The sequence below is a fragment of the Paraburkholderia sp. BR10937 genome (assembly GCF_040965695.1).
Lineage (GTDB): Bacteria > Pseudomonadota > Gammaproteobacteria > Burkholderiales > Burkholderiaceae > Paraburkholderia.
In genome coordinates, this window is the sequence record NZ_JBFRCL010000008.1 from 81,784 (window position 1) to 96,141 (window position 14,358).

Below are 14,358 nucleotides of genomic sequence, written 5' to 3' on the forward strand. Positions count from 1 at the left end.
CGATACACTTCGGGCGCGGGACATTAAACGGTGTTAAGCGGCTAAAGAATTCATTGTCGCGATGGAACGTGGGGCGGCCCGCGCTTTCCTTCGTTTTTTGGGACTGCACTATACTTAACAATTGCTGTGGCGAGTATTCATTCGATAAGATCCCGGGCGTTGAAGCAAAATTTTCTTGCCAGGCGACACAACCTCGAACATCGCAGGACCGATGCGTCCTGCGATGCCGGTCGTTTTCGGATGACGCAGTATGGCATCCGGTTCGTTGTAGCGGACTCACCAGGCAGCGTTCCCATAATGGAGAAAGAAGATGAGTTCGAGACCGGTTTCAACTTCGATCGCGGGCATAGGCGGGGGCGGACCATCGGTCGTGTATGTCATCGACGACGATGAGTCAATGCGCATCGCGCTGACGAACCTGCTGGATTCCTTTGGCCTGCACGTCGAGACCTTTGCCTCGCCGCGGGAATTTCTTGCGTTCCCCAAGACAGACATCCCTTCCTGCCTGATTCTCGACGTCAGATTGCGTGGCGAGAGCGGCCTTGCCTTCCAGCAGGAAGGCGCCAGAAGCGACCTGCGCATGCCGGTGCTGTTCATGACCGGATACGGCGATGTACCGATGTCGGTCAGGGCAATGAAAGCCGGGGCACTGGACTTTTTCACCAAGCCGTTTCGCGAGCAGGACATGCTGGATGCCGTCGTCCATGCACTGGCGCGCGACCATGAACGGCTCGCCGCCGAACATTCACTGACGGCACTTCGCAATGCTTACGAATCACTTTCGTTGCGCGAGCGAGAGGTCATGGGTTACGTCATCGCGGGTTTGCTGAACAAGCAGATCGCCTCCGAGATGGACGTCAGGGAAGTGACGGTTAAGATCCATAGGGCGCAGGTCATGAAAAAGATGGCGGCACGCTCCGTGGCGGAGCTTGTCAGGATGGCGGCGGCCTTGGGGGTCGAGCCAGAAGCCTGAGCGACGACCTCTTCAGCCCAGGGTACGCTCTACATGGTAGATCTCTCTGCTTATCAGTTGACGACACTGCGGACCGGCGAATACACGCTGAGCCGCGGCACACGCGATGGGCTGAACCCCGTTCTGCTCGTCACGCCGGCTGCGTCCGGACGGGCAGCGCTGATCAAACGTCTCGAGCATGAATATGCACTCGAGTCCGAGCTGGACTCCGACTGGGCGGCGAGACCGATCGGGCTGACGACCTCCGAAGGCCGTACGACGCTGGTGCTCGAGGACCCGGGCGGCGAGCCGCTTGATCGACTCATCGGTCATCCGCTGGACGTCCCGAGCTTTCTGCGCGTCGGCATCGCGCTTGCCCAGGCGCTTCACCGCATGCATGAGCGAGGGCTGATGCACCTCGACATCAAGCCCGCGAATGTCGTGGTGGACATGGTCCGCGGCCACGCATGGCTGACCGGGTTCGGCATCGCTTCGCGGCTTCCGCGTGAGCATCGGCTGCCCGACCCGCCCGAAATCATCGTTGGCACGCTCGCATACATGGCGCCCGAGCAGACGGGTCGGATGAACCGCTCGATCGATTCGCGCAGCGATCTCTACGCGTTGGGCGTCACGCTCTACGAAATCCTGACCGGTGCGCCGCCATTCGTCACGATGGATCCGATTGAACTGATCCATTGCCACGTCGCGCGCCAGCCCATTTCGCCCAGCGATAGTCCGACTGGGGCGCCGCTGCAGATTTCGACCGTGTTGATGAAGCTTCTGGCAAAGACCGCCGAAGAGCGCTATCAAACGGCCGCTGGGGTGGAGGCCGACCTTAAAAAGTGCCTCGTAGCATGGGAGGCCGCCGGCCAGATCGAAACGCTCGATTCTGTTCAGCGCGGCTCCGGTGTCGCGCCCGCTGCCGAGTTCGAAGTGCGGCACCCTGAATTGCGCGAGCGTGCGCCGGCCGCCATGCTGCCGACAATAGAGGCTTCGACCGAGCAGATCGATCTTGGCACCGTCGTCAGGATGTCTCAAGCCATCGCGAGCGAGATCGTCAGCGACAAGCTGATCGAAACGCTGATGGTGCTGGCCGTCGAGCATGCTGGCGCGGACTATGGGCTGCTGGTTTTCCCTCGGGAAGGGAAACTCCGGGCCGAAGCCGAGGCGAGTGTCGTTCGCGGGGCCGTCCGGGTGCACATCGTGCGGGCGCCGGTCACGTCGGGGAAGGCGCCGGTATCGATCCTCGATCAGGTCGCGCGCAGCAAGCACCGCGCCATTCTCGACGACGTGCGAACGCGAGGCACCCGGGCTGCCGACGATTACTTCAAGCACAAACCCGTGCGGTCCGTCCTGTGCCTGCCGCTGATCAAGCAGGCTGAGCTGATCGGCATGCTGTACCTCGAGAACAGTCTCGCCTCGCATGCTTTTCCGCCCGCCCGGATCGCGGTGCTGGAACTCCTTTCGTCGCAGGCGGCGATCTCGCTGGAAAACGCGCGTCTCTATGCCGAGCTGGTTCACGAAAACGCAGATCGGCGCGATGCCGAAGAGGCGCTCAGAGCGAGCGAGGCATCGCTGAACGAGGCACAAAAGATAAGCCACACGGGCAGTTGGCGGTGGCGGCCTGATACCGGTGATGTTTCCTCTTCGGAAGAGTTGCGGCGCATTTTTGGGTTCGATACGAAGGCGCAGGCGTCGTATGAGTCGTTCCTGGGGCGCATCCGTCCTGAAGAACGAACGTCGTTCGAGCGGGTGCTCGAAAGCGCCGTACGCGAAAGACGGCGATTCCGGCATGAGCATCACATCGAACTCCCGGGCGGAGCCGTCAGGTACCTGCAGGTGGTGGGTCAGCCCGAAATCACGGCCTCCGGGGCCCTGGAGTTCATTGGCACCGTGATGGACATCACGGAGCGCAAGCGTGCGGAGGAAGCGCTCCGGGATGCACAAACGGAACTTTCGCGCATCGCCCGGCTGACGACCATGGGCCAGCTGGTCGCTTCGATTGCCCACGAAATCAATCAGCCGCTGGGTGCGATCTCCGCCAACGGCACCGCATGCATGAACTGGCTCAACCGCGAGAATCCCGATCTCGAAAGCATGCGCGGCGCGATGGCCCGCATCGTTCACGACGCACACCGCGCGAGCGACGTGATCCGCGGATTGCGCGCGCTCGTATCGAAGTCGGGGCCGCAACTGACGAAGGTCGACATCAACCACGCCATCGCGGACGTGCTGGCACTGACCCGGGTCGAACTGCAGGAGCAGGGCGTGGCGCTTCGCACCGACCTGGCGCCGGACATCGGATTCGTATTCGGCGACCCGGTGCAACTGCAGCAGGTGCTGCTCAACCTGATCATGAACGGGATCGAAGCGATGGCCGCGGCGACTCCCGACCCGAAAGCGCTCACGATCACGTCACAGGCCGCGGAAATGGGCGGTATCCGCGTTGCCGTGCAAGACACCGGCGCAGGGCTCGATCCGGCGACGTCCGACCGGCTGTTCGAGCCATTTTTTACGACGAAGCTCGTCGGTATGGGCATGGGACTATCGATATGCAAGTCGATCGTCGAGGCCCATGGCGGACATCTGTGGGCAAGGCCGAATGCGCCGCATGGCGCAGTCTTTCAGTTCGTGCTGCCGAACTGTGCCCCCTAGGGTCCGTTGACATTAATAACGGGTTCGTGCCGGCGCTTCGCCAGACGTGATGATGCGCCGTACGACCGTTCAATTTTCCCTTCCTGCTTGTCCATTCGCAGCCGTTCGGCCTCGGCGGGACGCGATTGTCGAAATGCACAAAGACTCTCGTTGGATTCTCCAATGTTTTGCCGTCATGACATTGCTAGATTGAATTAACTTCTGCCTGAATACCCAGGCTGGGCGCCAGCATGGCGTGCGAGCGACAACGGGGTCCCTCGCGTTCGTGACGCCATGTATTGCGCATCTGACTATAAGGAACGTCTCAGTGACGAAGCAAATCAACCGCGTTGCGGTGATTGGCACGGGAGTGATCGGCGCGAGTTGGACCGCATTCTTTCTCGCGAAAGGACTCGACGTCGTCGCCTTCGATCAGGGGCCGGACGCCGGGCAGCGCTTGAAGCACTATGTCGACGCGGCGTGGCCGGCGCTCGAAGCGCTTGGTCTCGCGCCCCGAGCGTCGCGCTCTCGTCTCACCTTCACGCGCGACTTGCCGGGCGCCGTGGCGGACGTTGGTTTCGTCCAGGAGAGTGGTCCCGAACGGATCGACTTGAAGCGCGCGATGTACGAAGGGCTGGACATTCTCCTTCCACCGGACGTACCCATCGCTTCGAGTTCCTCCGGCCTCACGATGAGCAACATCCAGGCGGGTTGCAAATCCCATCCACAACGCTGCGTGATCGGGCATCCGTTCAATCTTCCGCATCTCATTCCGCTCGTCGAAGTCGTTGCAGGCGAAGAGACATCAGAGGAGACCGTCAACAAGGTCACGGCCTTCTATACCTCGCTTGGCAAGCGCACCATCCGTGTTCGCAAGGAGGTGCCGGGTCTGGTGGCAAACCGGCTACAGGCAGCGTTGTGGCGGGAGATGGTGCATCTCGTGGCGGAGGGCGTGGTGAGCGTGGCGGATGCCGATACCGCAGTGTGTCATGGCCCCGGACTGCGATGGGGATTGATGGGGCCGACCATGCTGTTTCATCTCGGCGGCGGAAAAGGCGGCATCGAGAATTTCCTCGATCAGTTCACCGGACCGATGACCGCGTGGTGGAAATCGCTGGGGTCGCCCGAACTGACGCCGAATATGCAGCAGGCGATCATCGACGGTGCGCGGCGCGAGGCAGCGGGCCAGTCTGTTGGCGACCTCACGGCGCAATGCGAGCGCATGTTGCTTGACCTGCTGAAACTGCGCCAGGGTGCGGACTCTGAGGCAAGCACCTCATGAAAAATGCGTGTGCCCGATAAGCGCTGTTTCCTCCGTTCGTTCGTGTTCTGCGCCGGCCCCTATACCAAAGGATGAGTCGGGCAAACAGCGAGTCAGGACCACCGACCCGTTCGTACAATAGATTTCTTCGCGTTGCCGGGCTACCTTGCAAGCGTGGACGGTACAGTTTCGCGGCTCGCTTTCGATGCCCCGCTCACTGGCGCCGGTTCGAGAACGAAGGTGCGACGCGAAGAGGCGGGAAATGTTCAGGCAAGCCGAAAATGACTTTGAATTCCTAATCCATGCGACTTCGGAGCACGTCGTGCACGGTGGCGTCCAGCCGCCCGCGGGTCACGCTCTGATGATCGCGACGCTTCTGATCTGCTGGTGGTCGCTGGTTGAGACGGCGCTGGACTTCGTCACGGGAAACGGCAACTCGGACTTTGCTTCCGCCATTGCCGCCAACCTTATCGTGGTTATCGCTGGACTCGCCGTGGTCATGAATGTCCGCTTCGCTCGCGAAATTTTCGCGTTTCTCTGCGGCGTCAGCATTCTGGCACTCGGCTCCAGGCTTCCGCTTGCGTTCGCCGATGCGATGTGGATCCCGCTGATCTCGCTGGTCGACTGCGGCGGCAAGCTCGTTTTTCTGGTTTTCGCCTGTGCACCGCCCCACGAGAATGGCACGCGGGCCACGTCGCTCTGACAGGTCAGGGGCGTTTGGAATGAGACTTACCGAGCGATTCGTATGGGCGTTGCTTGTGCTGGCAGTGTGCTGGGTTCTGGATATGTCGGCGCACGAACGACACCGAGGGTTCTATGAACGATTGTTCAACGAGCAGTGCGACGCCCGCGACTATGTCGTCGAGATATATCGCACTGCATGGCGACCGGGCGATGTGCAGGCAGTGGGCGACGAAGACGCATCGATCCACCTTCCGCTCGCTCGCGCGCGCGACGATGACGCGTGTGATCCCGTGCAGGACGGCGCGCAAACGTCCGTAACGAAAGCGGCGCAATGAGGACACTGGATATCGTGGCGCGTCACCCCGGGACAAAATCCGGGGCGCACGTGCCACGGCGGCTGTGAAGCGTAACGTGAATGTGAGCGGAATCGATAACTTTGGAGTGACACATGCCACTCATCACGGGCGGCGTTCCGACGTGCACAATCGGCGCAGCCGTGACGGCAACGGCATTCATGTCAGGGTGCGCAAACTATTCGCCCTCGCTCAACGTGCTCGGCGCTTACTTTCCCGACTGGCTGTTTTGCATCATCGCGGGCGTCGTGCTGACGGTCGTCATCTATCTGGTTCTGAAGCGCTTCGCAGCGAACCACCTGCTTGCGCCCGCTGCCGTGGTGTATCCCACGCTGGTCGCGTTCCTGTCACTCGCCCTCTGGCTGGCGTTGTTCCAATATTGATTCCGCTTCAGGTGAGCTAATGGCGACAGGTGTGAGCAAGACCAGGAAGAAGGCATGGCCGGCAGTTCTCCTGGTCGTGGCGACGCTGTTGCTGCTCGTCTTCGTGATCCGGCTGCTGGACCGCTCGCCTCGCACCGACGATGCCTATGTCTACGCGGATACGATCGACGTCGTGCCCGAGGTCAACGGCCGCATCGTCGAACTGGCGGTGCGCGACAACCAGGCGGTAAAGCAGGGGGATTTGCTGTTCCGCATCGATCCGCGTCCGTACGAGGATGCACTGGCTCGAGGCAAGGCATCGCTCGTCGCGCTCGATCGGCAGATCGAGTTGACCCAGCGCACAGTGAACGCGCAGCAGTACAACGCGCAGTCGGTGCGCGCGGCGGTCGAACGCTCCCGTGCCGCGGCGAATCAGGCGTCGGACACCTTACACAGGATGGAGCCGCTGCTCTCGCACGGCTATGTGTCGGCAGAAGATGTCGACCGCGCACGCACGGCGCAGCGCGCAACCGAGGCCGAACTCAGCGCCGCGCAGTTACAGGCCCAGCAGGCGGCAGCGGCGGTGAGCGGAGTGGACGCGCTGGTCGCGCAGCGTGCTGTCATCATGGCAGAGATCGCGATTGCCGAACTGCACCTCGAATATGCAACGGTGCGCGCACCATTCGACGGACGCGTCGTCTCGCTGAAGACATCGACGGGGCAGTTCGCCTCCACACTCAAACCGGTCTTCACGTTGATCGACACGCGCCATTGGTATGTGGTCGCGAACTTTCGCGAGACCGAACTCAAGGGAGTGCGCGCAGGCACGGCCGCCATCGTCTACCTGATGAGCGACACGGGGCAGCGCTTTCACGGCGTAGTCGACTCGATCGGCTACGGCATCGCTTCGGAGGAGGCCGGCCTTGCCCTGCCAGGCGGTTTGCCGCACATCGAACGCACGCTGAACTGGGTGCACGTGTCGCAGCGCTTCCCGGTGAAGATCCTCGTGGGCAATCCGAACCCGGAGCTGTTTCGCGTCGGCACGTCAGCCGTGGCCGTGTTGCGGCCTGGTCGCGGCAATCACGGCGAAGGCCATTGAGGAGCACGGATGGCCGCTGCCGACTACCTGCCCGACACGCTGCGCGATGCCGGCGCGTTCCTGAAACAGGAGCTAGCGACGTTCCCCGGGCGGATGAACGTGACGCTGCGCTGCATGCTGACGAGCGCGATCGTGATCGTCGTGTCGATGGCGCTCGAAGTGCCCGAACTTGCGTTGTCGCTGCTGGTGGTGTTTTACGTCACGCAGTCGAACGTGGTGTTCACGCGGCTCGTCGGCATCATGTTCATTCTGGGGTCCACGCTCGGCATCGGCCTGTCGATCCTGCTGCTGAAGTTCACGTACGACTATCCGTTGCTGCGCATCGTCATTGCGAGTCTGGTGTTCTTTTGCAGCGCGTACCTCATTCGCGTGCTGAAGATCGGTGTGGTGTTCTTCATTGTCGCCATTGTCGTCATCTACGTGCAGAGCTTCGTCGATCGGACCGACCAGGCCGACCTGCTGATCCGCGCAGTATTGTGGGTGTGGGTGGCCGTCAACTATCCAATCGCGCTGACGCTGCTGGTCAATACGCTGCTGTTGCCCGCGGAACCGCAGTTGCAACTCAAGGCGGAGATTCATCGGCAACTCGAGGCGCTCGATGTCCGGCTCGTGCAGCTGATCGAGGGCGGCGCGAGCAATGTGCCGCTTACGCCCCTCACGTCGGCGGACGTCCAGCAAGGCGCGCTGACGCTGCAAAAACTGCTGCGATTCGCGACGATGCGCGACGCCCGCTATCGCGAGCATCAGGCGACGCAGCTTGCATGTATCGCGACGGTATCGCGTCTTTATCGCGCGGCCAGCGAGCTGCCGCAAGAGTGGCGAGGCGCGTCGGCGGCACAACTGAAGATGCTGCGCGAACTGCAAGCGAACGTCCGCGCGCTCGACGAATCGGTGGCACTGGGCGAGCCGTATCGTTACGTGAGCACCGCCACCGTCGTTGAACGCAACGCCGCCGACACGATTCCTGCAGCCGCGGAATTGCAGCGGGCGCTGCACGCCTACGCCGATCTCCTCGCGAGCAGCGCGACGCCAGGCGCTTCCGCTCCGAGCGAACCGATGGTCGCGTCCGACGCGTGGACCAACCCGGCCTATGCACGCTTCTCACTGAAGACGCTGCTCGCGGTGTTGATCTGTTACGTGTTCTACAACGCCGCAGATTGGCAAGGCGCCCATACGATCATGCTGACCTGCCTGATCGTCGCGCTGCCAAGCCTCGGCGCATCGGCACAACGTGCATTGCTGCGGCTCGCCGGGGCCGCGATCGGCAGTGCGCTCGCGTTGTTCATGGTCGTGTTCGTCGTACCGCGCCTCGACGAAATAACAGGTCTGATGCTGATGACGCTGCCCGTCATCGCGTTCGGGGCGTGGATTGCGGCCGGCTCGGAGCGAATCGGCTACGCCGGCATTCAGCTGGTGTTCACCTTTTCGCTGGCATTGCTCGCGCGATTCGGCCCAGTCATCAATCTCACGGAAATCCGCGACCGCATGGTGGGCATCCTGCTGGGCGTTGGCGTGGCGACCTTCGTGCAGATGTCGTTCTGGCGGGAAGGCGAGGGCGATCTGCTGCGGCAGAAGCTCGCCACCATGCTGCGAGCGATCGCAGCTCAATTGCGCCCGCCGCAAACCGGCGTGACCGGTCACGACGAATTACCCTATGCGCAGCGCCAATTGCAGGCGTGGGCCGTGCTGGCCGATTGTGAGGCGACGCTCTCCCGTGTCGCACTCGAGCCCGACTGGCGGGAAACCGACCAGCCGCAACTGACGCTGCGCGCGCAAACCGTTCTCGCACAGGGGCGCGAGATCATGCTGGCGGGCGATGCGCTGCGTACGCTGTCGGCGCAGGCCGAATTGTCCGACCCAGGAACCGCCGAAGCCGTGCGTTCGGCCCGGGACCAGGCATCAGCCGAGCTTGCGCGATATGCGGAGGAACTGGCGGCGAATCCACCGGTAGCCCGCGCACCGCGACGCATCGAGATCGTCGCGCAAGCCGGCGAACCGGCGCTCGCGACCGGCGGACCACTCATCGAGGCCGCGGACGACCTGGTGCGCCAGGTCGCGGGGTTGCCGGAATGGGCTGCTGACGCCGGCCTCCAGGAGCCCGCCGCGACGCCATCGTCACAGGCCTTGCGATCATGAACGCGCGGGCGCATCGGCGAGGCGTGTCGTGGCGCCGACGCTGCCTGTGCATCGCGTGGATGGCGTCTATGCTGCCGGGCTGCGCGCTAATTCGCCATGACAGCCCGCCGTATACCGAGATACCGCCCACGCAGATCAGTCTCGCGAACGATATTCATCTCGCGCGCGACGGCTGGCCCGCCGCCCGCTGGTGGACGCGCTACAACGACGCGCAGCTCGACGCGCTGATCGACCAGGCGCTCGCCAATGCCCCGACGATGGTGATCGCGCGCACTCGCGTGGCGCAGGCGAAGTCTGACGTGGACCTTGTCAGGACGGGATCGAGCCTGCAAGTCAGTGCGATTGCCTTGCTCGATCGCGAGCATGTCTCGGCGAACGGTTTTCTCGGGCCGTTCGCGCAGAACGAGCCGGCGTTGGGTCTCACGGGCCCGTGGTACACGGAGGGCGTCGTCGGACTGGGCGCGAGCCTGAACGTCGACATTTGGGGAAAGCAGCGCGCGCAGATTGCGGCTTCGATTGGCGTGACGAACGCGAGGCTTGCCGAGACATCGGCGGTTGAACTCGAAATATCGACCGATGTCGCGCAGATCTATTTTGGTATCCAGACGAATTACCAGCTTGTCGATCTATTGAACGAATCACACGAGATCGCGCAGTTTTCGGTGCAGGCGCATGAGGCGCGCGCGGCGCGTGGCCTCGAGCCCCGTACGCAGTTCGAAGAGGCCCGTGCGCAGCAGTTGGCCATCGAACGGCAGATCGTATCCACGCAGGCGCAGATCAAGCAGTTTCGGGAATCGTTGCGGGCGCTGGCTGGCGCGGGGCCCGACGGCTTGCCGGAGATCAGGCCCGTTGCACTGCCGGCCTCGCAGGCTGCCTTGCCGGCGACGCTCTCCTATGAGCTTCTCGCCCGGCGCCCCGACTTGCAGGCCATGCGCTGGTATGTGCAGTCGTCTTTCGACCGGATCGACTCGGCCAAGGCCGCCTTCTATCCGAGTTTCGACATCAAGGCGTTTTTCGGCTACAACGCCTTGCATCTCGCCGATCTGTTCACGCACGCAAGCCGCCAGATCAACCTGATTCCGGGCCTGTACCTGCCGATCTTCGATGGCGGCATGCTCAATGCGAACTTGAGCGGCGCGCGCCAGGGGAGCAACCTGTTGATCGAGCAGTACAACCAGGCCGTCCTCAATGCGGTTCGCGATGTCGCGCTGACGGGTAGCCGTTTGCAGGCGCTCGACGCCGAAACCGATTTGCAAAAACAGCGCATCGAATCGGTGACGTTCACGAGAGACAGTGTCGAAGCATCCTGGCAGCGCGGACTGACCAGCCAGCTCGCGGCGCTCGAGGCGCGCCAGCCGGTGATTGCCGAGCAGGTCGCACTGCTCGCGCTGAACGGGCAGGTGCTCAGTCAGGAGGTCGCGTTGACGAAGGCACTGGGCGGTGGCTATCGCGCCGATGCGCCCGTCGAACTGAAGCCTCGTTGAGGCCCTGGTGTCAGTGCAGTGCGCCCCGAGGAAACCGAGCCCGGGGCGCCAAAGGTAAGCAATCAGTGAAAGGTCGGACAAGTCAGCACTTGGCCGGCGACCTGTTCTCCGGCAGGTGCTGGTGCAGCTTCGGCGCGGTCGCGCTGCCGCCGTGAGTCTCGAGGTACTTGCACGCATTGACGATGTCACGCGCCAGCATCTGCGCCACATTGTGATTGATGTGCGGGCGGACCACCACGCGCAGGCTCTTGACTTCCTCGGCATTGGCCGGCATCGAATACGCGGAAAGCACCCAGCCCTTTTCACGGACCTTGTTGGACACATCGAATTCGTTGAACTTCGTGACGCTCTTGTCGAGCGTGACGGCCACTACCGGAATGCGCTGCTCCTCGTTCATGATGGTGAAATAGCCGCTGTCGACGAGTGTCTGACGCAAGGCGATGGCGTTGTCCAACGTCTGGCGCATGATCCGCTGATACCCGTCGAAACCCAGGCGCAGGAACTGATAGTACTGAACGGCGATCTGGAAGGCGTTGCGGCTGAAGTTCAGCGTGGCCGTCGGCATTTCGCCGCCGAGGTAGTTCACGTAGAACACCAGATCCTCGTTGAACACGCTGCGTTCACGGAAGATCACCCAGCCCAGTCCCGGCGGCGTGAGCCCGTACTTGTGCCCCGAAGCGTTGATCGACTGAACGCGAGGCAGCCGGAAGTCCCAGCGATAGTCCGGATAGAGGAACGGGTTGACGAAGCCGCCCGACGCGCCGTCGATATGCATCGGAATCGAAATGCCAGTCCTTGCTTCATAAGCGTCGAGCCAGTCGTGAATCCCCTGGATGTCGTCGTCCTCGCCGGTGAAGGTCTGCCCGGCGATGGCAACGACAGCGATCGTATTTTCGTCTACGTACTTCTCCAGTTCGTCCGCCGTTAGCCGATAGTTACCGGGCTTGAGCGGAACGATCCGCGGTTCGACGTCGAAATAGCGCAGGAACTTCTTCCAGACGATCTGGACGTTGCCGCCCGTTACCATATTGGGGCGTGTGGCGTCCTTGCCGTCCCGTTCCCGCTTCTGGCGCCAGTTCCATTTGTGGGCGAGACCGGCGAGCATGCACGCTTCCGATGAGCCGACCGTTGCGGTGCCGTACGGTTCGACGCCCTCCGGTCCATTCCAGAGCTGGTGCAGCCATCTCACCATGCGCGTTTCCATGGCGAAAAGCTGCGGATACATGTCGTGGTCGATATAGTTCTTGAACATGTTTCGCTTGGCGATCTCGACCGCTTCAGGCTCGGCAAAGGTCGTGACGAACGACGACATGTTCAGCATCGGGTTCGTGTCGGTCCATTCCTGACTGAGGACGAGTGCCTCTGCTGCCCGCGCAGCGATGCCGTGTTGTGGAAACTCGTTTTCCGGAACGTTGATATTGAACTCTTCATACGACGACACTGCTGCAATTGGCGTAGCCATTGACTATCTCCTGGGGTTGAACATGCCATCGGCAAGATGCGCTATGCCGGGTAATGCAATTGCTGGAACGGCGTGACAGGACACGCCGCGCGCGCTTCATTGAATGCGCACGGGGCTGTGGGTACTACTTGAGTATCATGACGACGACCATGCCCCAGATCGTCAGCAGCGTATTGCCGACCGCATAGGTGACGGTGTAACCAAGCCCTGGAACCTGGCTTCTCGCGGCGTCGCAAATCATCCCCAAGGCTGCCGTTGTCGTGCGGGCGCCGGCGCAACAACCCAGCACGATTGCGGGATGGAACCTGAACACGTACTTCGCGATGAACATGCCTAGAATCAGCGGGACTGCGGTCGCCAAGATGCCCCACAGAAAGAGGCTGACGCCGAGTTGCTTCAGGCCGAGCACGAAACCCGGTCCGGCCGTAATACCTACCACGGCAATGAACACATTCAGTCCTACTGAGTTCATGAACCAGATTGTCGGCTCGGGGACACGTCCGAACGTCGGGTGGATGGCACGGAGCCAACCGAACACGATGCCGGCGATCAATGCGCCGCCCGCCGTGGAGAGTGTCAGCGGAACGGCACCGATATTGATGGTGATCGCGCCAACAAGCGCACCGATCGTGATCGCGAGCCCGACAAAGGCAACGTCTGCCGCATTGGTCGCCCGGTCGAGCGTGCCCAGTGCTTTGGCTGCTGCGGTCGTGTCCTGGGTCCGGCCCACAAGCGTGATCGTGTCGCCGCGGTGAAGCTGCGTGCTCGGAAGCACGGGGATCGGCGTCTCGGTCGGGCCGCGCTTGATCTTGCGGATGAAGACGCCTCGCGCTGCGGGAAGCGTGGACAGTTGCTGGAGCGTCTGGCCGTCGACGTCCTTTGCGGAGACATAGACATCGACTCCCTCGGCAGGAACCGCGAGGAGTTCGGCGTCGTCGATCTCGGCTCCGTTCGTGCCCAGCGTGGAGACGAGCTGGTCGCGGCGCCCGGCGACGGCCACGACGTCACCCGTTGCCAGGACATAGTCGAGCCTTGCTTCCTCGATTGCGGTACCGCGTCGGATACGTTCGATAAACAGACGCATGCCCTCGGCCTCCAGGGCTTCGACCTGGCGGACGGTCAGACCGACGAAAGGGCTCTCGCTCGCAATGCGAAACGCGCGCAGTTCGTATTGGTGCCACGCGCTACCCGCGCTGACGATCTGCTGTGTACCGCCGAGGCTGGCTTCGTATTCCTTGCAGGCCTTGACGAGATCGATCCGCAGGAGCTTCGGGCCGAGTTGGGCGAGGATGATGGCGGAGCCGACCGTGCCAAAAATATAGCTCACGGCATAGGCGGTCGGCATGGCATCGAGCAACGCCTTCGTTTGCGAGGCCGGTAGTCCGAGACGGCCGATGGCGTCCGTCGCCAGCCCCATCGACGCCGAAATGGTCTGTGAGCCAGCGAGTAGGCCGGCGGCGGAACCGACGCCGTAACCAGCGATTTTGGCGGCGGCAATGGGAGCGGCAAGACACAGGACGCACTGGACAACCGAGAAGAGCGCCTGAGGAATGCCATCCTTGGCGATGCCTCTGACGAACTGCGGTCCGACTCCGTAACCTACGGCAAAGAGGAACATCAAAAAGAATATCGACTTGACGTTAGCGGAGATGGGAATGCCTAGCTGTCCGATGGCGATGGCGGCAAGCAACGTCGAGGTGACGGCGCCGAGACTGAAGCCCCGATAACTCTTTCCCCCCACCCAATATCCGATCCCTAGCGACATAAAGATCGCTATCTCAGGATGGCTGCGCAGCGTTAATACCAGCCAGTTCATTTTGTGATCCTCCGTAGCATGTGCTTCAAGAAGTCAATGAAAAGAAAACAATGTTGCATTCCTAAGTAAAATATCGAGAACATTTGTGCGCTCACTTCGATTGCGGTGGCGGTGA

The 14,358-nt window shown here is 62.1% G+C and carries 10 protein-coding genes; 8 read left to right on the forward strand and 2 right to left on the reverse strand.

What is annotated here, in order from left to right:
- Window positions 1-310: 310 nt before the first annotated feature.
- From AB4Y44_RS09100 to AB4Y44_RS09135, 8 genes are all read left to right on the forward strand, one after another.
- Window positions 311-973, forward strand: a complete 663-nt coding sequence (locus AB4Y44_RS09100) for a response regulator (protein ID WP_342920800.1) — start codon at window positions 311-313, stop codon at window positions 971-973.
- 33 nt (window positions 974-1,006) lie between these two features.
- Window positions 1,007-3,607, forward strand: a complete 2,601-nt coding sequence (locus AB4Y44_RS09105; protein WP_342920799.1) for an ATP-binding protein — start codon at window positions 1,007-1,009, stop codon at window positions 3,605-3,607.
- A gap of 307 nt (window positions 3,608-3,914) precedes the next feature.
- Window positions 3,915-4,868, forward strand: a complete 954-nt coding sequence (locus AB4Y44_RS09110) for a 3-hydroxyacyl-CoA dehydrogenase NAD-binding domain-containing protein (protein WP_342920798.1) — start codon at window positions 3,915-3,917, stop codon at window positions 4,866-4,868.
- A 241-nt stretch (window positions 4,869-5,109) separates the two neighbouring features.
- Window positions 5,110-5,550 (forward strand): hypothetical protein, encoded by a 441-nt coding sequence (locus AB4Y44_RS09115; RefSeq protein WP_342920797.1) that lies wholly within the window; start codon window positions 5,110-5,112, stop codon window positions 5,548-5,550.
- Window positions 5,551-5,979: 429 nt separating this feature from the next.
- Window positions 5,980-6,267 (forward strand): YtcA family lipoprotein, encoded by a 288-nt coding sequence (locus tag AB4Y44_RS09120; RefSeq protein WP_342920796.1) that lies wholly within the window; start codon window positions 5,980-5,982, stop codon window positions 6,265-6,267.
- Between the two features lie 19 nt (window positions 6,268-6,286).
- Window positions 6,287-7,345 (forward strand): multidrug transporter subunit MdtN, encoded by a 1,059-nt coding sequence (gene mdtN / locus AB4Y44_RS09125; RefSeq protein ID WP_342920795.1) that lies wholly within the window; start codon window positions 6,287-6,289, stop codon window positions 7,343-7,345.
- Between the two features lie 9 nt (window positions 7,346-7,354).
- A complete protein-coding gene (locus AB4Y44_RS09130; RefSeq protein ID WP_368699278.1) occupies window positions 7,355-9,481 on the forward strand; it encodes an FUSC family protein in 2,127 nt (708 codons plus the stop codon).
- On the forward strand, window positions 9,478-10,965 hold the full coding sequence (locus tag AB4Y44_RS09135; protein ID WP_368699279.1) for an MdtP family multidrug efflux transporter outer membrane subunit: 1,488 nt from the start codon (window positions 9,478-9,480) through the stop codon (window positions 10,963-10,965). The genes AB4Y44_RS09130 and AB4Y44_RS09135 overlap by 4 nt, the downstream gene beginning before the upstream one ends.
- 82 nt (window positions 10,966-11,047) lie before the next feature.
- Here AB4Y44_RS09135 and AB4Y44_RS09140 read toward each other — a convergent pair whose 3' ends face one another.
- Both AB4Y44_RS09140 and aspT read right to left on the reverse strand, forming a co-directional pair.
- Complete coding sequence (locus AB4Y44_RS09140; protein WP_342920792.1) at window positions 11,048-12,427, reverse strand: glutamate decarboxylase; 1,380 nt, start codon at window positions 12,425-12,427, stop codon at window positions 11,048-11,050.
- Between the two features lie 124 nt (window positions 12,428-12,551).
- Window positions 12,552-14,243, reverse strand: coding sequence for an aspartate-alanine antiporter (gene aspT, locus AB4Y44_RS09145; protein WP_342920791.1), 1,692 nt, complete (start codon window positions 14,241-14,243; stop codon window positions 12,552-12,554).
- Window positions 14,244-14,358: the final 115 nt, after the last annotated feature.